General features: G+C 66.1%; 19 protein-coding genes. 13 read left to right on the top strand and 6 right to left on the bottom strand.

Annotated elements, in window-relative coordinates; translation table 11 throughout:
• Window positions 1-194: 194 nt before the first annotated feature.
• On the bottom strand, window positions 195-1,094 hold the full coding sequence (locus KV110_RS19965; RefSeq protein WP_218477889.1) for a proline iminopeptidase-family hydrolase: 900 nt from the start codon (window positions 1,092-1,094) through the stop codon (window positions 195-197).
• 14 nt (window positions 1,095-1,108) lie between these two features.
• On the bottom strand, window positions 1,109-1,510 hold the full coding sequence (locus KV110_RS19960) for a nuclear transport factor 2-like protein (RefSeq protein ID WP_218477887.1): 402 nt from the start codon (window positions 1,508-1,510) through the stop codon (window positions 1,109-1,111).
• 516 nt (window positions 1,511-2,026) lie between these two features.
• On the opposite strand from KV110_RS19960, the gene KV110_RS19955 reads away from it, so the two are divergent.
• Window positions 2,027-3,400 carry a phenylacetate--CoA ligase family protein gene (locus KV110_RS19955; RefSeq protein ID WP_218477885.1) on the top strand — a complete coding sequence of 458 codons (1,374 nt, stop codon included), beginning with the start codon at window positions 2,027-2,029 and terminating at the stop codon, window positions 3,398-3,400.
• Window positions 3,401-4,638: 1,238 nt separating this feature from the next.
• Here KV110_RS19955 and KV110_RS19950 read toward each other — a convergent pair.
• The 3 genes from KV110_RS19950 to KV110_RS19940 form a co-directional block, all read right to left on the bottom strand.
• The gene (locus tag KV110_RS19950; protein ID WP_218477883.1) at window positions 4,639-5,574 is read right to left on the bottom strand and encodes an alpha/beta fold hydrolase; all 936 of its coding nucleotides are present in this window, start codon (window positions 5,572-5,574) and stop codon (window positions 4,639-4,641) included.
• A gap of 151 nt (window positions 5,575-5,725) precedes the next feature.
• Window positions 5,726-6,625 carry a LysR family transcriptional regulator gene (locus tag KV110_RS19945; RefSeq protein ID WP_246634752.1) on the bottom strand — a complete coding sequence of 300 codons (900 nt, stop codon included), beginning with the start codon at window positions 6,623-6,625 and terminating at the stop codon, window positions 5,726-5,728.
• Between the two features lie 319 nt (window positions 6,626-6,944).
• Complete coding sequence (locus KV110_RS19940; protein ID WP_218477880.1) at window positions 6,945-9,122, bottom strand: malate synthase G; 2,178 nt, start codon at window positions 9,120-9,122, stop codon at window positions 6,945-6,947.
• Between the two features lie 247 nt (window positions 9,123-9,369).
• Between KV110_RS19940 and KV110_RS19935 the strand changes: the two genes are divergently transcribed.
• From KV110_RS19935 to KV110_RS19915, 5 genes are all read left to right on the top strand, one after another.
• Complete coding sequence (locus KV110_RS19935) at window positions 9,370-10,110, top strand: SDR family NAD(P)-dependent oxidoreductase (protein WP_423710104.1); 741 nt, start codon at window positions 9,370-9,372, stop codon at window positions 10,108-10,110.
• Complete coding sequence (locus tag KV110_RS19930; protein WP_218477878.1) at window positions 10,107-11,156, top strand: zinc-binding dehydrogenase; 1,050 nt, start codon at window positions 10,107-10,109, stop codon at window positions 11,154-11,156. The genes KV110_RS19935 and KV110_RS19930 overlap by 4 nt, the downstream gene beginning before the upstream one ends.
• Window positions 11,157-11,173: 17 nt before the next feature.
• The gene (locus tag KV110_RS19925; RefSeq protein WP_218478668.1) at window positions 11,174-11,839 is read left to right on the top strand and encodes a TetR/AcrR family transcriptional regulator; all 666 of its coding nucleotides are present in this window, start codon (window positions 11,174-11,176) and stop codon (window positions 11,837-11,839) included.
• A 2-nt stretch (window positions 11,840-11,841) separates the two neighbouring features.
• Entirely contained in the window at window positions 11,842-13,131 is a 1,290-nt protein-coding gene (locus KV110_RS19920; RefSeq protein WP_218477877.1) for an acyl-CoA dehydrogenase family protein, read from the top strand.
• Between the two features lie 105 nt (window positions 13,132-13,236).
• Window positions 13,237-13,773, top strand: coding sequence for a DM13 domain-containing protein (locus KV110_RS19915; RefSeq protein ID WP_218477876.1), 537 nt, complete (start codon window positions 13,237-13,239; stop codon window positions 13,771-13,773).
• An 11-nt stretch (window positions 13,774-13,784) separates the two neighbouring features.
• On the opposite strand, the gene KV110_RS19910 is transcribed toward KV110_RS19915, so the two are convergent.
• Entirely contained in the window at window positions 13,785-14,393 is a 609-nt protein-coding gene (locus KV110_RS19910) for a TetR/AcrR family transcriptional regulator (protein WP_218477875.1), read from the bottom strand.
• A 100-nt stretch (window positions 14,394-14,493) separates the two neighbouring features.
• Between KV110_RS19910 and KV110_RS19905 the strand changes: the two genes are divergently transcribed.
• From KV110_RS19905 to KV110_RS19880, 7 genes are all read left to right on the top strand, one after another.
• The gene (locus KV110_RS19905) at window positions 14,494-15,453 is read left to right on the top strand and encodes a fumarylacetoacetate hydrolase family protein (RefSeq protein ID WP_218477874.1); all 960 of its coding nucleotides are present in this window, start codon (window positions 14,494-14,496) and stop codon (window positions 15,451-15,453) included.
• 37 nt (window positions 15,454-15,490) lie between these two features.
• Entirely contained in the window at window positions 15,491-16,660 is a 1,170-nt protein-coding gene (locus KV110_RS19900; protein WP_218477873.1) for a thiolase family protein, read from the top strand.
• Between the two features lie 28 nt (window positions 16,661-16,688).
• On the top strand, window positions 16,689-18,188 hold the full coding sequence (locus tag KV110_RS19895; protein ID WP_218477871.1) for an AMP-binding protein: 1,500 nt from the start codon (window positions 16,689-16,691) through the stop codon (window positions 18,186-18,188).
• Window positions 18,185-18,976: a cyclase family protein gene (locus KV110_RS19890; protein WP_218477869.1), complete on the top strand. Its 792-nt coding sequence runs from the start codon at window positions 18,185-18,187 to the stop codon at window positions 18,974-18,976. Before KV110_RS19895 ends, KV110_RS19890 begins: the two co-directional genes overlap by 4 nt.
• Before the next feature lie 162 nt (window positions 18,977-19,138).
• Window positions 19,139-19,264, top strand: coding sequence for a hypothetical protein (locus tag KV110_RS41825; RefSeq protein ID WP_281427785.1), 126 nt, complete (start codon window positions 19,139-19,141; stop codon window positions 19,262-19,264).
• A 51-nt stretch (window positions 19,265-19,315) separates the two neighbouring features.
• Window positions 19,316-19,468, top strand: a complete 153-nt coding sequence (locus KV110_RS19885) for a hypothetical protein (RefSeq protein ID WP_218477868.1) — start codon at window positions 19,316-19,318, stop codon at window positions 19,466-19,468.
• Window positions 19,465-19,740 carry a WhiB family transcriptional regulator gene (locus KV110_RS19880; RefSeq protein WP_218477867.1) on the top strand — a complete coding sequence of 92 codons (276 nt, stop codon included), beginning with the start codon at window positions 19,465-19,467 and terminating at the stop codon, window positions 19,738-19,740. Before KV110_RS19885 ends, KV110_RS19880 begins: the two co-directional genes overlap by 4 nt.
• Window positions 19,741-19,828 lie beyond the last annotated feature (88 nt).

The raw sequence follows: 19,828 nt of genomic DNA, 5'->3' as shown, positions 1-19,828 counted from the left end.
GGTGTTGCGTGGATGCATCAAACGTAGTGAGCGGGTCTTAGGGATCGCTAAGGAGATTCTTAGGCGGGCCGCTACGCCACCGGTTCCGGGCCCCGGTCACCCACCGGTTGGAAACCGTCGACAATCCGCGACATTGGATCTGGTGGCCCTGCCGAACGATTCACGATCTACGTTGCGCATCTGGTAGCGCAGCGTCATCGCGGCATCGAAAGCTGCCCGCGCAGATTCGTCGCGTTCGGTTGCGCACGTTCTTCGATTCGAAGCATGTAGTCCTGAATGATCGAGATATACTCGTGGCGAAGTGGCTCATGCTCGAGGTATCCCATGTGGGCCGCGCCCGACTGCGTGACATGGTCGGAGTCCGGGATTCGGCTGGCGATGTCGGCGAGGTGCGCGGGAACGCACTCGTCGAACTCTCCGCCGAGCACCAGAGTAGGAACGCGAATCCGTTCGAGCTCGTCGAATATGTCCCAATCGTGCAGGACTCCGGTGACGTGGTAGTCCGCATGTCCGATCATGGTCCGGAATGTCATCAAGCTCATGCGATCCGGATCGAGGTGCACCGTCGCGGTGCGCACAATGCATGCGCGCAAGTACTCCTCTTGGGCAACCCGATAGTCGGGATCGTTCGTCTCACCGCTCAATTCACGCCCGTAAGTTCGGTCCAACACATTGCCGGGTAACTTCGCCAGCAAGTCTCGTACCTCGTTCTCGAATCGGGGCACGCTCGCCAATCCATTGGCACAGATCAGACTCGTCCACTCGGGTGCCCGCTGTGCGGCGAACTGAAGGCCGAGCATCGCGCCCCAGGAGTGACCGTAGACGTGCGGGCATGCCAAGCCGAGGTCTTCGATCACTGCGCCGAGTTCGTCGAGGAAGCGGCTCACTGTCAGTAGTGCCGGGTCTTCGATCGGATCCGAGCGCCCTACTCCGAGCTGGTCGTACCAGATGACTTCACGTTCTCGAGCGACCGGCTCGAAGGCCTCGAATAGCGGATCGCTGGGGTAGCCCGGCCCGCCGTGGATCAGTAGAAGCGGCACGCCGCCGCCGCCCATCCTGCGATACCAGACTTCGCCCCCCGGTACGGATATCATTCCCTCAGTCATAGCTACCGGTCTCGCATCCGAACGCCGGAGCCGATGGTATCGCTCTCGATCGGCACAGCGTAGGCGTACTCCTCGATTCGGTCGATGAGATCCCCTTTGAACCGAAAATACATTGCAGCGTGTAGCTCACTGCGCGAGCCGTCGTTCATCACCAGGTGAAGTACGTTCTGCTGGAGGACCTCATTCGAATTATGAAACTGCCGAGCGACTTCGTATCGAAGCGACTCTACGGTATTCACAAGGGGTTTCAGCTGCTCCAGCTTCTCACCGATCGCCTGTTCCCCCCTGCCGTCGTTGTGCCACACGGTGGCCGTGCTCGTGCACATTGCCCGTACGTTGTCGAAGTTGCATGCTTCCAGATATCGCAGGCACCGAATCGCTTTCTCGCCGATATTGTTTCCCATGTCAAGTTCTCCTTGCGCTGCCGGATGTAGAATGCGGAACCGGCGAACAGACACTGCAGCCAATTCATAGGTCAGCGTCGAGGCCGTGCCTACAGTTTATGGAGAAATCGTCGAAATGTAAGTCTTGACTTGTCTTTCGATTTCAAGCAGGAGATTCGGGCATTGCCGGTCAAGGTTTCGAGCCGATGCTCGGTGTCGGCTCAGCGGCCGGTGTCGGGGCGGCGAATCGGCGCAGTAGGCGACGGCGGTCTTCGGGGAACTCCAGAACACCAATACGCTGCGCGAGTCGTTGTCCCGCAGTGGGTCTCGGGAGAGGCGAGCCGCTACGCAGCTGCCAAGGGTTGGACGGCGGCCTTCATCTGATCGCGGACGGCAGGGATCTCGGCCACCCCGGGGACTACTGCGGATTCCGGGTGGGTACTCCCATCTGGTAATGGTCACGTCAACGGGGGCTCAGCGGTGACCGACCAGGAACTGGCCGAACCGCATGCCGCACAGGGTGATTGAAGGTTCGTCATGACAGAGAGCAGAATGGGGCTGTGGATCGACGCGCGCCGGGCCGTCAGGGAAGGGGCTGAGGGGATTGCCAGGCGGCAGCGGGCGCGCCTGGCCGATCACGTCGGATACGCCCGCGCCTACTCCCCGTATTTCCGGGAGGCCTATCGGGATCTGCCGGAGCGGGTCGAAGATCCGACGCTGTTGCCGGTCACGAGCAAGAAGGCGTTGATGGATCGCTTCGATGATTGGGTGACCGACCGCGCGGTGACGCTGGAGAAGGTGCAGGCATTCGTCGATGATCCTGAAATGATCGGTCGACGGTTTCTGGGACGGTATCTGGTGGGGACCACCAGCGGTGCCAGCGGCTATCGTGGTCTGTTCATCCAGGACGACCGGGAGGGGGCCGTGCAGACCGTCCTCTCCACTCGCGACTTCTTGCCCTGGCTGGGGTTCGGCGATGTGCTCCGGCTCCTCACCCGAGGAATGCGCACCGCCCAATTGGTCGCCACCGGCGGCCATTACATTGGGTACGCCGGGTACAAACGTCTGACCATGGACAGCCGGTGGCGGCGCAAGACCCTCCGATCGTTGTCGGTGCATATGCCGTTGCCCGAATTGGTTGGGATCCTGCAGGAGTTTCGGCCTGCGGTGATCGTCGGATACGCCAGCATGATCAAGGTGTTGGCCGACGAGCAGGCCGCTGGTCGGCTGCACATCGACCCGGTGATCGTCGGGCCCGCCGGGGAGACGATAACCAGCGGCGACGTGCAACGAATAGCGTCGGCGTTCCATACCAAGGTCCGCGCCTCCTATGCTGCGACCGAATGTACCTACCTGAGCTTCAGTTGCCAGCACGGCTGGTATCACGTCAACAGTGACTGGGTGATCGCCGAGCCGGTAGATGCCGAATACCGGGCCACGCCGCCCGGCGAATGGTCGCACACGGTCCTGATCAGCGATCTCGCCAACCGGGTGCAGCCGATCCTGCGCTATGACCTCGGCGACCGTGTCATGGTCAAGCCCGATCCGTGCCCATGCGGTAGTCCGTTGCCGACGCTGCGGGTGGAGGGGCGCTCCGGCGACACGCTCATCATGCTGACGGCTCGTGGTGAACGGCGCGTCCTCACGCCGCTGGCGCTGGCCACGCTGTTCGACCGCACGCCCGGTATCGAGCTGTTCCAGATCGTGCAGACCAAGCCGGACACGCTCCGTGTGCGGTTACGACCGACCGGCGACGCCGATCCCGAACTCGTATGGCGCACAGTGCACAACGAGCTCACACGGGTGCTGACCGACAACGACCTCGGCAATGTCACGATCGAACATGCCGAGGAACCGCCGCAACGGGCACCCGGGGGCAAGTACCGCGCGGTTGTCCCACTACCCGGATAGATCCGCCCGCCGGGGAAGCGCAGAACGATGTCAGCGGTGGTGGCGCCGTACTGCGGCGAGGGCGGCGTCCGCGGGCCACGACGTGGCCCCTGGTCCCGCGGCATGGGCACGTCGACCGATCTGAGCAAGCCTTCACCTGTGCCGAGGACAAAGCTCGAGTTCAAAGAATTCCAGTTGTCCGGGTTGTCATGGCCGCCAACAGGAATCAGGTACGCATCTCGGTGGTTCCGGAGCCCGGCTGCGGAGGGAGCTGATCGTTAGACAACGGCCCACGTCCACCACTGAGCAGCGGATCCGTCACACCGCTCCAATGTCATGTGCCTGTCATCGCGCACATGCAGACAAGCGTTGGGCCATCCTGGATCCCGGCTGCGGATATTACCCGCGTTCTCTCCCAAGACATGGAGCTCCCACTGTGATTTCGGTTCCCCCCTGTCGCAGAGCGTGAGTATGGCGAATGTGGCCCCAATGGCTAGGCAACCGCCAGTCTCTACGTGTCGGATTTGCGGGTCACGGAGGGGCTTGGTCCAGCGGGAGGCACTGTCATAGATGGGAAGGCAGGGTGGCACGCGGGCGTATGGACGTTCTGCCGGCACGAGACACCCGCCGTTCGATGAAAAGAATCTGAGCGCATTCATCTGGTCAGGTGTGTCCGCTGCTGCGGCCGGAAGCCCGGACAGTAGCGTGACCATCAGGGTTACGGCCGCGATGACCGCAGCTGGTCGCCTCGATCGCCTAATACTAGGTAGCCGCATAGCTGTCTCCTCGGCTCGCTGGAGCGAAGGTCCAGTTCCGCTCGGGTTCGTTGTTCCAAGAGTGCCGATCAGCCCTGCGTGGTGTCGTGCGACATCGGGTGACGGCGTCGATCTAGAATGCCTCCAGTACCGCGTGAATCGGAAGTGCCCGGTCAACTGAGTGGACCGTCGTGTAAGGCGCTCACCGCAAGCCACCCGCACACGGCGGAGCTTCTTATCGGGAGCCGAGGTCGGCGCTGTTCTCGGCAATATCGGATGCTCTACGCCGCAGTTGATCTCGCCGCGCAGAACGTTCGCCCAGCGGCAATATGGGCCCGCGCCGTTTCCGGGATCGCAATGCCGTGCGGGTTCGACGCGCATATCGGGCACCCGCACAACATGATCCGCGTCGGCGGTGAAGTAACCGGCCCAGGCGCGCCAACGTGACTGCGACGTGGACCTGTCTGGAGCGGGCATGATGCCTGCATGCGGTCGCCGTCGTGGTCAGCTGGCGATGGCGTTGCGGATTTCCTTCTCGATCGCGGTCCCGGTCTTGCCGTAGCGGAAGTTGAAGTGGTCGGCGTCCAGATGCGTGACACGCAGGTCGGGGGTCCGATCGCCGAGGCCCTCGAGCAGCAGTGGCGTCGACAGGCGTTCGCCGTCGAGCTGGATCACGCGCAGGTGGTTCACGCGCAGCTCGTCGTAGGCGGGCGTGAACGACCGGTGCCGGATGAACCACCGATACTTCAGAGAGCCTTGTGCCGCATCGGCTTTGGTGGTGCGGAACGGTTCGGCGTTCGGTTTGCCGCCCCGCTGGTCCAAGCGGGTGAGCATCCGGTTCAGCCCGGCGGTGGGGAGGCCGGTGGCGAAGACCAGTTCGGGTAGTACCGGCAGCGCCAGTGCGAACCAGTACCACAGAACCGCCCACTGGAAGGCCACCTGCTTGCGCAGGGACTTCTCGCCGATCGCCCGCCGGGTTTGGCGGCGCAGGGCGGTGAAGGCCATGTCCAGCGACGGGCTGCCCACCGAGATCAGGGTGTCGATCTTGCCGGGGAACCGGTGAATGTGTTCGGCGGCGATGTTCGCCGCCCATGCCTCACCGAAGACATAGATCGTGCGTCCCGCCGCGGTCGCGTCGATGACGGCGTCGAGTTCCTGCGCGAGCTTGGGCATCGTGTATTGCGATGTGCGCCGTGGGTGGCCGCTCACACCTGCGCCGCGCTGGTCGTAACGGACGACCGGGACACCGGATTCGACCAGGCCCTCGATGATGTCTTCCAGCCACGTCGAGTCCACCGGCCAGCCCCCGGTCGTGTACGCCACGACATCGTCGATCGGGTGAGCGGGGAGGTATTCCCAGTAGTGGGTTTCCACCCCACCGACGGTCTCGATGGTGTTCTCACGGACCCGGTACATGGTGTCGGTTCGAAGTTCGGTCACAGTACACGCCCTTTCCTGATCGGTCGAACAACGTTTCCCTTCTTTCAACAACGAAGCTACTGCGCAGCGACCAGGCGGGGAACGACTATTTCCCGAAAAATGGTTCGACCGCGTCGGTCAAACCATTCTTCGGAGCGCCACTTCCTTTTATTCAACGGGTGAGTGGGTTCGCGAACAGCTCCCCCGCGACGTCGACGAACTGCTGCAGATCGCCACCCTCGGCACGCGCGCGGACCCAGATCAACCCGGTCTCCAATATCGGTTGAAGGTCTGTCAACGGTAATACCAGGACGTCGTCCATTCGAGGCCCGTGCACCGGGCTTTTTGGATCCAATATCGTGAAGGAGAATGCCGTACCGCCCGCTATTATCTCGAAAACTCCTTCGCTGCTCAGATCCTTCACGTCAAGTTTTTTGATTCCGCGGTCGAGCAGCTCGCGCTGGAGCCGTTCGAAAGCGACGGGCAGATTGTCGGTCGGCATGCCGACGAACGGGAGATCCGCGAGATCGGCGACGGTGACCGAGTCCCGCCCCGCGAATCGAGCCGCCGGGACGAGGGCGCCGAAACGCTCCGACATGACCAGAAGCTGACCCAGGGCCGGGTCGCCGACCGGGAAGCGGACCAGTGCCACGTCGACGTCGCCGTCTCGCACCGCGGTGATCAGGCTCGGAGTCGTGCCGGGCCGGCGCTGGATCTCGTACCGTCCACGCAGCCGCTCGATCAACGCGTTGACCCGTCCCCGCAGAGCCGGGTGCACCGCCGGAGGGATACCGAGCGACAACACGCTATGGCCGGGGCGGACCGCCTCCTGCAGTCGCCGAGGAATCGAGTTGACCTGGGTCAGCGCCTCCCGAGCCATCGGCAGCAGCGCCGCACCCGCAGGGGTGAGCCGGACATGGTGCGTGCTGCGATCGAACAACTGCTGTCCGAGCTCCTGCTCGAGATCCCGGATCCGCTGGCTCAACGGGGAGTTCGCCATATGCAACCGGCGCGCCGCGGCCGAGAAGTTCAGCTCCTCGGCCACCGCCACGAAATACCGCAGATGCAGCATCTCCACGACATCACCCTAGCGGGTCGATGTGGTCGAACCGTCACCGCCAGCCAGCGGCACCTCGCTGCCGCGGTGGTTCACGGCGCGCGGTGGCTGTGGCGAAACTCCCCGGTCCGCACACTCTCCGTGGGACTGTCCAATTACGCAGCTTTGGCGACTCTGGCTACCCACCCCGTTCTTGTGACCGTTTCGAGCGTGACGGACCGGTATTTCAGCTGATCTCCAGTAATGGAAGAGGCCCCGCCCCGGGTATCTCCGGTGCGGGGCCTCGAGCCGAAAAGAGCTGCTAGATGCTACTTTTCAAACACTGAACGGCACTCTACTTGCAGGCCTCCTTGGCCTCCCGCCGACGACGATGCAAAATCGGCTCGGTGTACCCGTTGGGCTGCTTGGTGCCCTCCAAGATCAGCTCCTTGGCCGCCTGGAACGCGATGCTGCCCGCGAAGTCCGGCGCCAGCGGCCGGTAGTTCGGGTCGCCCGCGTTCTGCCGGTCCACCACCGGCGCCATCCGCTCCAGGCTGGCCACCACCTCGTCGGCGGTGACGATGCCGTGGCGCAGCCAGTTCGCCATCAACTGACTCGAAATGCGAAGGGTAGCGCGGTCTTCCATGAGCGCGACATCCTCGATGTCGGGCACCTTGGAGCAGCCGACACCCTGGTCGATCCAGCGCACCACGTAGCCGAGAATCGACTGCGAATTGTTGTCCAGCTCCTGCTGCTTCTCCTCGGCCGACCAGTTCGGGGCCGCGGCGAGCGGGATCTCCAGGATCTGGTCGACGGTGGCGCGCGGGCCACCCTTGACGATCTCCTGCTGCCGTTCCAGCACATTGACCTGGTGGTAGTGGGTCACGTGCAGGGTGGCGGCGGTCGGCGACGGCACCCACGCGGTGTTGGCGCCCGCCTTCGGGTGACCGATCTTCTGCACGAGCATGTCGGCCATCAGGTCGGGCATGGCCCACATGCCCTTGCCGATCTGCGCCTTGCCGGGCAGGCCGGTGGCCAGACCGGTGTCGACGTTCCAGTCCTCGTAGGACTTGATCCACTGCTGGGCCTTCATCTCGGCCTTGCGGACCATCGGCCCGGCCTCCATGGAGGTGTGGATCTCGTCGCCGGTGCGGTCGAGGAAGCCGGTGTTGATGAACACGACGCGGTCGGCGGCGGCCTGGATGCAGGCCTTCAGGTTCACCGTGGTGCGGCGCTCCTCGTCCATGATGCCGACCTTGAGGGTGTTGCGCGGCAGGCCGAGCACGTCCTCGATGCGATCGAACAGCTCGGTGGTGAACGCGACCTCGTCCGGACCGTGCATCTTCGGCTTCACGATGTACACCGAGCCGGTGCGGCTGTTCTTGAGCTTGGTGTCGCCGCGCAGCGAGTGGGTGGCGATGAGCGAGGTGACCAGGCCGTCCAGGATGCCCTCTGGCACCTCGTTGCCGTCGGAGTCGATGATCGCGTCGCTGGTCATCAGGTGGCCAACGTTGCGCACGAACATCAGCGAACGACCGTGCAGCACAAGCTCACTGCCGTCGACCGCGGTGAAGACGCGGTCCGGGTTCATGGTGCGGGTGAAGGTCTTGTCGCCCTTGCTGACCTGCTCGCTCAGATCGCCCTTCATCAGGCCGAGCCAGTTGTGGTAGCAGAGCACCTTGTCCTCCGCGTCCACGGCGGCGACCGAGTCCTCGAAGTCCATGATGGTGGTGACCGCGGACTCGAGCACCACATCCTTGACGCCCGCGGTGTCGGTGCTGCCGACCGGCGAGTCGGGATCGATCTGGATCTCTATGTGCAGACCGTTGTGCTTCAGCAGCACCGAGGTCGGCGCCGCCGGATCACCGAGGTAGCCGACGAGCTGCGAGGGATCGGCGAGGCCGATCTCGGTGCCGTCCTCCAGGCCCACCTCGAGCTCACCGTCGACGATCTTGTAGGAAGTCGAGCCGATGTGCGAGCCGGTGATCAGCGTGGCGGCGTCATCGAGGAAGTTGCGCGCCCACTCGATGACCTTGTCGCCACGAACCTTGTTGTAGCTCTTGCCCTTTTCCGCGCCGTTCGCCTCGGAGATGGCGTCGGTGCCGTAGAGCGCGTCGTAGAGCGAGCCCCAGCGCGCGTTCGCGGCGTTGATCGCGAAGCGGGCGTTCATCACCGGCACCACGAGCTGCGGTCCCGCGGTGGTGGCGATCTCGTCGTCCACGTTCTGGGTGGCGATCTGGAAATCGGCGGGCTCGGGGCGCAGGTAGCCGATTTCGCTGAGGAAGTTCTTGTAGGCGGCCTTGTCGTAGTTCGCGCCGGGGTGCTCGGCGTGCCAGGCATCTACCTTGCCCTGGATCTCGTCGCGTTCGGCGAGCAGGGCGCGGTTGCGCGGTGCGAGATCGTTGATGACCTGCTCGGCTCCGGCCCAGAACGCGGCGGAATCTACGCCGGTGCCGGGGAGCGCCTCGTTCTCGATGAACTCGTGGAGAACGCTGGCCACCTGAAGCCCGCCGACCTGAATCCGCTCTGTCATCTACTGCCTCACTTCTGAGAAAGCCGGGTGGGAAAAGACGCATCCATGTTACCCGTGGGTAGTGATACCACCCGGTAGCGGGTCAAACGCGGCGTCTCGCCGATGGAAAACCGGCGCGCCGATCGTGAGGGGATCGATCAGTCGGCGCGTCGCGCGGTGTCGGCGGTCGGCCGAGCAACCCCTTGATTGTATCGCCGCGGCGAATTAATGTACTGATCGGAACATTTTCTGATCAATGGGAGAGTGTGTGTCGCTCACGGACAAGGTCGTCGTGGTCACCGGCGGCAGCCGGGGACTCGGCAAGGAAATGGTGCTCGCATTCGCCGCGGCCGGCGCGAACGTCGTCATCGCCAGCCGCAAACTCGACAGCTGCGTGGCGCTCGCCGAGGAGGTCGAGACCACGCACGGCCGCCGCGCCCTGCCGGTGGCCTGCAACGTCAGCGACTGGGCACAGTGCGACGCACTCGTGGAGACCGTGTACGCCGAATTCGGCCGGGTCGATGTGCTGGTGAACAACGCGGGCCTCTCACCGCTCTACCCGAGCCTGGATCAAGTATCGGAAGAGCTGTTCGACAAGGTGATCGGCGTGAATCTCAAAGGACCGTTCCGGCTTTCCTCGCTCATCGGCACCCGCATGGCGGCCGACGGTGGCGGCTCGATCATCAACATCTCCTCGATCGAGGCGGTCCGGCCCGCGCCGTTCGCGGTGCCGTACGCCGCTGCCAAGGCTGGATTGAACTCGCTCACCGCGGGTCTCGCGCAGAGCTTCGGTCCCACGGTACGGGTCAACACAATTCAGTGCGGAGCATTCGCCACCGACATCGCCAAGGCCTGGACCGACGAGATGCGCGCACAGATCAGCACGCACAACGCCCAGGGCCGGGTCGGTGAACCGAACGAGATCGTCGGCGCCGCAATATTCTTCGCTACGGACGCCGCTGCCTTCTGTACCGGCGCCACCCTCGCACTGGACGGCGGTTGGCGATGAAAGCACTGACTTACCAAGGCCCGCGACAGATCTCGTACTCCGAGCTGCCCGATCCGACGCTGACCGCGCCGGACAGCGCCATCATCCAGGTCACCGCGACCGGCATCTGCGGCAGCGACCTGCACATCTACAGTGGGCACGGCTTCACCGACAACGTCGGCTACAGCGTTGGGCACGAGGCCGTCGGTACGATCGTCGAGCTCGGTTCCGAGGTGCGTGGCCTCGCAGTCGGCGACCGAGTGCTGGTCGCCGCGTCGGCGGGTTGCGACCGCTGCGCCAAGTGCCGGGTTGGCATTGTCGCGGCCTGCGAGCGCACGCCGCTGGCCATCGACGCCTGCTACGGGCTCGGCGGCTCGCTGCCCGGCGGCCAGGCGCAACTGCTGGCCGTACCGCACGCCAAGGGAAACCTGGTGCGGCTGCCCGATGGCGTCAGCGACGAAGCCGCGGTCGTGCTCACCGACAACGCGCCGACCGCCTGGTACGGCGCCCGCCGCGCGCGCATCGCCCCCGGTGAGACCGTGGTGGTGATCGGACTCGGACCGGTCGGGCTGATGGCGATCCAGTCGGCGTTCGCGATGGGGGCGGCGCGCGTGCTCGGCGTCGACCTGATCCCCGAACGGCGCAAGCAGGCCGCCGAACTCGGCGCCGAGCCGGTCGAAGCGGACGACCCGAAACTCGCGATCCGCGAAATGCTCGGCGGCGGCGCCGATGTCGCGATCGAGGCGGTCGGCGCCGACGCCACCATCAAGTTGGCCATCAGCGCGGTCGGGCACCGCGGCCGGGTCAGTGTCATCGGTGTCAGCCAGAACCGGGCGTATCCGTTCCACATGCCGCTGGCACAGGTCAAGGAGCTCGAATTCCATATCGGGCTGTGCTCGATCCAATACGAGCTGCCTACCTTGCTGAAGCTGACCGCGGCCGGTCGGCTCCGCCCGGAAGCCGTTGTCACCCATCCGCTCCCGATGTCCGACGGCGCCAACGCCTACCGGCTCTTCGCCGAACGCGCGGACGGCGTGAGCAAGGTTGTGCTGGACCCGGCCCGATGACAGCGCGCGGCGGTGCGATGGGCGATGGGGTGCGGGTCAAGCCCGACATCGCGCCCGCGCGCAGGCGCGGCCGCCCACCCGCCGCCGAATCCACGGCAGGCGATACGCGGGAGCGGATCGTGCGTGCCGCGGTGGAACTGTTCGCGGAGAAGGGATTCCACGGCACCGGTGTGGCCGAGATCGGTGACCGCGCCGACGTGCAGCGTGGCGCGCTGTACTACCACATCCGCTCCAAAGAGGAACTGCTGTGGCAGATCCTGCACGATTACATTCAGTTGATGCTGATCGATGCCGAACGCATCGCGGCAAGCACCGACGACCCGATCACCAAGCTGCGCAAGCTGATCCACAGCCACGTCGGCCTGATCATCGACCACCGCCGCGAGGTCGCGATCCAGCTGCGCGATGTCACCGCGCTGAGCGGTGAACGCGGCGCGGAGTTGCAGGAGCTGCGCGATCGGGTGCAGCACTGTTGGCAGCGGGTGATCGACGCGGGCCACGCCGCCGGGCTGCTGCGCACCGACGACCACGTGGTCACCAACAGCGTGCTCGGCATGCTGAACATGGTGACCTTCTGGTACCGACCGCACGGCGGGCGCTCCCCCGCCGAGATCGCCGACATACTCGCGACCACGTTCCTCGACGGCGTGGTGACCACCACCGACAACCACACGAAAGGCTGATCATGGCTTGGGATTTCGAGACCGACCCGGACTACCAGAAGAAGCTGGACTGGGCGGCGGAATTCGTCCGCACCGAGGTGGAGCCGCTGGACCTGCTGTACCCGAACCCGTACGACCGCACCAACAAAGAGGCGATGGCGCTCATGCGCCCGCTCAAGGAGCAGGTCAAAGAACAGGGGCTGTGGGCATGCCACCTCGGTCCCGAGCTCGGCGGCCAGGGCTACGGGCAGATGAAGCTGGCGCTGCTCAACGAGGTGCTCGGCACCTCGGTCTGGGCGCCGTCGGTATTCGGCTGCCAGGCACCGGATTCCGGCAACGCCGAGATCCTGGCGCACTACGGCACCGCCGAGCAGAAGGCGAAGTATCTGGAGCCGCTGCTGGCCGGTGAGATCGGCTCCTGTTATGTGATGACCGAGCCCACCGGCGGTTCGGACCCGACGCTGTTCAAGGCGCGCGCGGTACGCGACGGCGACCACTGGGTGATCAATGGCGAGAAGTGGTTCAACTCCAACGCGCAGTTCGCCAGCTTCCACATCGTCATGGTGGTCACCGACCCGGATGTCAGCCCGTACCAGGGCATGTCGATGTTCATCGTGCCCGCCGAGACCCCCGGCCTCGAGATCGTCAAGAACTTCCACGTGCACGGGTTCAGCGAACACGAAGGCCACCTGCGGTTCACCGATGTCCGCGTCCCCGCCGACCACCTGCTCGGCGCCGAGGGCCAGGGCTTCATCGTGGCGCAGACCCGCCTCGGCGGCGGCCGCGTGCACCACGCCATGCGCACGGTCGCGTTGGTGCGCAAGGCCTTCGACATGATGGCCGAGCGTGCCGTCTCCCGGCCGATGCGCAAGGGCCCGCTGGCCGGCCTGCAGATGACCCAGGAACGCATCGCGGACAGCTGGATCGAGATGGAGCAGTTCCGCCTGCTGGTGCTGCGCACCGCGTGGCGCATCGACAAGGAACAGGACTACCTGAAGGTGCGCAAGGACATCGCCGCCATCAAGGTGGCCATGCCGAAGGTGATGCACGACATCGCCCAGCGCGCACTGCATCTGCACGGCGCGATCGGCGTCAGCACCGATCTGCCCTTCGTGGACATGATGAACTACGCCGAGGTGATGGCGATCGCCGACGGCCCCACCGAGGTCCACAAGATCACCCTCGCCAAAGAGGTCCTGAAGGACTACACGCCGGGAGATCCGGTGTACCCCAGCGGCTACCGTCCCGCCCTGCGCGAAAAGGCGCGCGAGCTGGTGGCCGAACGCCTCGAACACATCGTCGGCAACCTGTAGGACGCACGCCAGGACCTCGGCAGATCCCTTTCAGGGTCCTGGCTGTTCTGGGGCTGCGCATAATGGACGTAACGGTCGTCGCGCGATGGTCCGGGAGGAGAAGCCATGGTGTCCGCACGCAAAATCGCGCGTCACCCCTTCACCTGGACGCTGGCCGTCCTACTGGTAATCGGGCTGGGGGTGGGGTTGGCGCTGTTCCAGCCGTGGCGGCTGTTCACGAACACCACGGTCAACGAGGCCGCGCCGTCGGTCTCCGCCCCGGCGGCACCCGGTAGCCCCGCACCGCAGCCGCGCACCATCGCCCGCGGCAGCCTCATCTCGCATGAGCACGCGACCTCGGGCACCGCGCTGATCCTCGAACTGCCCGACGGCAGCCGGGTGCTCCGACTGGAGGACCTGGATACCTCGGACGGCCCCGACCTGCACGTCTGGCTCACCGACGCCGCGGTGATCGAAGGCAAGGATGGCTGGTTCGTCTTCGACGACGGCAAGCACACCGACCTCGGCAGCCTCAAAGGCAACAAGGGCAGCCAGAACTACCCCATCGCCGCCGACACCGACCTGGCCGCACTGACCAGCGTCTCGATCTGGTGCGAGCGATTCCGCGTGTCCTTCGGCGCCGCGCAGCTCCAGCAAACCTGACACGCAACCCATTACGACGCGGTCGCATCCTTCGTGGACTTGTCCAGCGCGAGCTGGAAGACCTGCTGCAGTGAGCCGAGCCCGGTGCCCGGATCCACGCCCGCATCGAGCCGGTGCATCACATTGACACCGATCGCGCTGCCGAACAACACATCCGCGAGCGTTGCTGGATCGGGCATACCGGGTGCATCCGCGGTGACCTCCCGCACCGCGTCGACCCAGAACCGCCTGCTGTTCTGGTAGCCCGCGACATACGCGTCGCGAATCGGCCCCGGCGCCAACATGACCTCGGGCAGCACGGTCGCGAAGGTGCGCCCGCACGGCGCGTCGACGACGGCCAGGTGCGCGTCGATCAGGACACCGAGCGTCACCGTCCCCGCCTCGGCAATGCGCTTGCGGTACTCCTGCTCCGCCGTCGCGAAGGCGTGCGTGACCACCTCGACGATCAGCCCGTCCTTGGACCCGAAATGCCAGGCGATCGAGCCGCGGCTGATGCCTGCCCGCTCCGCCACCGCCTGCACCGAGGTGCCGCGCGGCCCGACCTCGGCGACCAACTCGGTCGCCGCCTCGAGCAGGCGACGACGGCTCTCTGCGGATGACTCCTCACGACGACCGGCCATGCCGCGCATTCTCTCATGCCGAAATCCTATGCTGATCATCCTTGCCTATGCTGAGCGTCCAATCTTATGATTGCAGTCCAACCAATAAACGGAGAGTCACATGCGCCTCATCACGTTCGTTGCCCAAGGTCGCCAACGAGTCGGAGCCCTGCTCGACGAGGACACCACCGTCGTCGACTTGACCGCCGCCGCCCCGGATCGCCCCGAATTCGGCTCGATGCTCGCGCTGATCGAGTCCGGGCCCGCCGGTCTGGTCCGGGCGGCCGAGTTGGTCGCCGCCCGGCCGACCACCGCGCTGGTCGATCCGAAGGCGGTCCGCTGGTGCGCTCCCCTGCCTCGGCCGCCACGGGTTCGTGACTGCGCCCTGTTCACCGAGCACCTGGCCGTCGCCCTGCGCGAAATGGCCCGCCGGCAAGCCGCCGCGGCCGACGACCCCGACGCCGCCTTCGACCAGCTCATCGCCAGCGGCCGCTTCACCCTGCACCCGCTCTTCGCCGAACGCGTCCTGTACTACAACGTCGATCCGCTGGCCATCAGCGGACCGGACGACACGATCGCACCACCCGAGGACGCCACCGAGCTCGACTACGAACTCGAAATCGCCGCGGTGGTCGGGCGCGACGGACGCGACATCGCACCCGACGACGCCGACGGATACGTCTTCGGATACACGATCTGCAATGACTGGAGCGCCCGGGATCTCCAGTTGAAACTCATGCAAACCGGCGTGGGAGCCGGTGCGAGCAAAGACTTTTCGACAACGCTCGGCCCCTGTCTGGTCACCGCGGACGAAGTGCCCGACCCCTATGCGCTCGCCATGCGTGCCCGGGTGAACGGCGAGCAGTTCTCGCTCGGCAGCACCGCGTCGATGACGCACACCTTCGCGGAGGCGATCGCCCAGTTCAGCCGGATCGGCGGCGTCTATGCGGGGGAAGTAATCGCCTCGGGCACCGTGGCCTCCGGCACGGGCTTCGATGCGGGCAGGCACCTGAAGCCGGGCGACATCGTCGAACTCGAGATCGACGGCATCGGCACGCTGCGCAACCAGGTGTCGCTGTGAGCGGGCGGCCTGGGACGACACCGAGCGAGGTCCGCGGATGACCGAGGTACGCATCATCGGCGCGGCGCGGACGCCTTACGGGCGCTTTCCCGAGCGCACCGTCGGCGAGTTGGCCAGGGCCGCACTCGATGCGTGTCTGCGTGATGCCGGTGCGCAGATCGGTGACATCGGGGCCGTGTTCTTCGCCAACGCGGGACAAGGCGCGACGATGGGGCAGCACACCATTCGCGGACAGGTGGCGTTGCGCGGCGCGCGTTTGCCGGGCGTGCCGATCGTCAATGTCGAGAACGCCTGCGCCAGTGGGGCATCCGCGCTGCATCTCGCCGTGGCCGCCATCCGCTCCGGACAAGTGGACGTCGCACTCGCGATCGGTGCCGAGCAGCTGTCCGTGGCCGACCGGCCGACCGCGACAAACCTGTTCGACGGCGGCATCGACGTCGCCAGGCGCGCTGCGGATCTCGCCCGCCTCGGTGTCCGGCCTGGCGACGGCACGGTATTCATGGGCATCTACGCCGCGTTGGCCGAGCGCTACGGCTTGGACCAGAAGCAACTAGCCGCGGTCACCGCGAAGAACCGCGGACACGCGGCGCTCAACCCGTACGCGACCTACCGCACGCCGATGACCATCGAGGAGATCTGCGCGGCACGGGTCATCGCAGCGCCGCTCACCAAACCGATGTGCGCGCCTATCGGCGACGGGGCCGCCGCGATCCTGTTGTGCGGCCCGCGTTCCCGGTTCGTCAGCGGACGCGTGGTCCGGGTCCGGGCCACCGCGCTGGCCTCCGCCACCGACCACGTGGTCGGCGACGACGCCGACCACATCAGCAGCAGGGTGGCCCGAATCGCCTACGAACAGGCGGGTCTCGGCCCCGACGACGTCTCGCTGGCGGAGGTGCACGACGCGACCGCCGTCGGGGAGATCCTGCAAACTCGCTTTCTCGGCCTGGCCGACGCCGACGCCGCCGCGCGCGGCGACACCGCGCTCGGCGGGCGGCTACCCGTCAATACGTCCGGCGGCCTGGAATGCAACGGGCATCCGATCGGTGCCACCGGTCTCGGCCAAATCCACGAACTGGTCACCCAATTGCGTGGCGAAGCGGGCGCGCGCCAGGTCGCCCGGCCCCGCATCGGCCTCGCCGAAAACGGTGGCGGGTTCCTCGGTGTCGAGGAAGCCGCCGTCGCGATCACCATCTTGGAGGCGATGTGAAGTCACACCACACGGCGCAGGGGGCGGCGTGAACACCGCAATCCTGTTGTATCAGTCCGCACTCCGCGAGCCGGACCGGCCCGCGATCGGCCACGGCGACGAGGTCGTCTATACCTACGCCGAACTCGCGGGCACGGCGAGCGCGATCGGGCGATATCTCGCGCGCGAACGCGGTTTGCGACCGGGCGATCGAATCGCGTTGGCAATGAACAACACTCCGCACTACCTGCCCGTGTTGTTCGCCGCATGGTGGTCCGGGCTGGTGGCCGTGCCGATGAACCCGCGCCTGCATCGGCGCGAGTTCGAGCAGCTCATCGCCGACAGTGGCGCCGAGCTCTGCGTCACCACCGCCGATCTCACCGCACCGGAGACAGTGCCCTGCCTCGACGTAATGGAATTGCGCAGTGCGGCAGGCGAAGCCGGTAGCGCACAACCGCCCGCCCTCGTCGGTCCCGAAGACCCCGCCTGGCTCTTCTACACCAGCGGGACAACGGGCAGATCCAAAGGCGCGACGCTGACCCATCGCAACCTGATGGCGGCGACCCTGAGCGCACTGGCCGACCTCGGCGACGCCGCCGACGCCTCGCTGCTGCATCTGACCCCGATGTCGCATGCGGGCGGCCTGTTCGGGATCGTGTCCGTCGCACGCGGCCGCACCAACGTGCTACCGCGCGACGGTGCCGTGAACGCGCGCACCCTGGCCGAAGCACTCACCGCCTTCGGCCCGGTGACCTTCTTCGCGGTACCGACCATCCTGCGGCGCCTGCTCGATCCGGAACTCTTCGCCGACGAGCTCATTCCGCAGGTGCGACGCATCTTCTACGGCGGCGCACCGACCTACGTCGACGATCTACGCCGAGTGGTCGCGCGTTTCGGCGCGCAGCGACTGTGGCAAGCCTTCGGTCAAGGCGAATCACCCTGCACCATCACCCATCTCACGCCGGACGAACACGCCGAACTGCCCAGCGACGGCAGGTTGATGACCGTCGGCCACGCCCGCACCGGCGTCCAGGTCGACGTTGTCGGTCCGTCCGGCGAGTTCCTGCCGCACGGCGAGGTCGGTGAGGTGGTGGTCCGTGGCGACACCGTCATGGCCGGTTACTGGCGCAACCCCGAGGCGACCCGCACCACGCTGCGCGACGGTCGATTGCACACCGGCGATCTCGGCTGGTTCGACTCGCGAGGTCGTCTCACGCTGGTCGACCGCGCGAAGGACCTGATCATCTCGGGCGGGTCGAACATCTATCCGCGCGAGATCGAGGAATCGCTGCTCACCCACCCGGCGGTCGCCGAGGCCGCGGTCGTCGGCCGCGCCGACGCCGAATGGGGCGAGCTCCCGGTCGCTTTCATCGTCCCGGCGACCGCCGTGACACCGGCCGAGCTCGACGCGCACTGCCTGGACCGGCTCGCTCGATACAAGCGCCCACGCGAATACCACTTCGTCGCCGAACTACCCCGCAACGGCTACGGCAAGGTCCTGAAAACCGAACTGAGAAAACGTATTTCACTACAGGAAGGCCCGCAATGACGCGCTTGATCGACCTCACCTACCCCATGGACCCCGCGTTCCGCGAGGCCGTGCCGATGCCCGCCTTGGCCGCGATCGTCGGCCCGACGGTGCAGTGGTATTCGCACACCGACACCGGCCGCGACATGATGCTCGAGCTCTTCGGCTGCACCGAAGACGATCTTCCGGATGGCGAGGGCATGGCAGGCGAGGTGCTCAACGACTTCGGCACCCACTGCGGCACTCACGTCGACGCACCCTGGCATTCGGGCAGCACCAGCGAGGGCAGGCCGGCCCGGACCATCAGCGATATCGAGCTGTCCGAACTGTTCGTCCCCGGCATGGTGCTCGATGTGCGCGAATGGGCCCGGCCGGGCGCGGCCATCCCGGTGGAGGCGCTGAAGTCGGCGATCGCGGCGACCGGACGCGACATCGAGCCCGGCGACGCCGTCCTCATCCGCACCGGTCAGGAACGGTTCCCGATCAGCGATCCGGCCTATTTCAGCTATCCGGGAATGTCCGGCGCGGGTACCCGGTTCCTCGCCGATCAAGGCGCCAAGATCCTCGGCACCGACGCCATCGGCTGGGACCGGCCGATCCCGGTGATGGTGCAGGCTTTCCGGCAGACCGGTGACCGGAAGGAAATCTGGGACGGCCACTACGCCATCCGCGACAAGGAGGCCTTCATCGTGCAACAGCTCGACAATCTCGCCGCCCTGCCGCTGACCGGCTTCACCGTCGGGTTCTTCCCGCTCAAGCTGATCGGCACGAGTGCGGCACCCGCGCGCGTCGTCGCCTTCCTCGACTAGCGAGCCAACTCCGAAGGCCCCCTCTCCCCGAGGGGGCCTTCGTCGTCGGTCCTGCCGAAATAAATGACCCGACAGCGGCAGGTCCGTTATGTCACCATGGGTTTCAACGATGATCACCGAGTAGCGGTGATCCCACGAGCATGCGGAGAGGAGGAGGTGGCGATGCTTCCGATGCAGTCGACTCGGGCGAATATCGATGCGGCCCAACGGTTGTCGAGCAAGAAACCCGCGTTCGACCGGCAGCTGTGCAGTCCACGCGAAGACGGCCACCTCCCGGCCGGTAACTGACCGCCGAAACCCCGCAATACCGCTCGACTCTCTCGAAACATGGTGATTCCCATGCCCTTCCGTCATGCCGCCGACCTCGCGGCACCAACCGCCGACCGGGCCATCGTGCTGCTGACGGCCGGAGCCGCCGAGTCGATCGCCGACCGGGCGCCGGAAGCAGCTCGCCACCACCTGACCAGCCGAGAAGGGAGAGGATCGCGATGACCGTTCGCACCGAGACCACCGCCGTCGTGGAGCTGACCCTGGCCGAGCTACTCCCGCTCTCGGACTCCCGAGAGTGGCACCGAGCCGCCTGCCGCGGCGACCCGCACCATGAGGCCTGGTTCCCGTACCCGTCGCAGGACTTCGCATACGCCCGCGAAGTCTGCGCGGGTTGCCCGATCCGCGCGGCCTGTGGCGACTTCGCCGCCCGGACCGGCCAGTCCGGGGTCTGGGGCGGCCACGAGTTCGACCGTGGGCAGCTGATCCGCCCGTGACCACCGCCGTCGTGCCGGCCCGGGCACGACGGCGGGCGTTTCCGCGCGGCACGGCCAGGCGGACCACTCGCGGCACACCCGCGCACGG

Origin of the sequence: Nocardia iowensis (genome assembly GCF_019222765.1) — a bacterium.
GTDB lineage: Bacteria > Actinomycetota > Actinomycetes > Mycobacteriales > Mycobacteriaceae > Nocardia > Nocardia iowensis.
The sequence above is the reverse complement of the archived record's forward strand: the minus strand, read 5'-3'. Positions and strand labels throughout refer to the sequence as shown.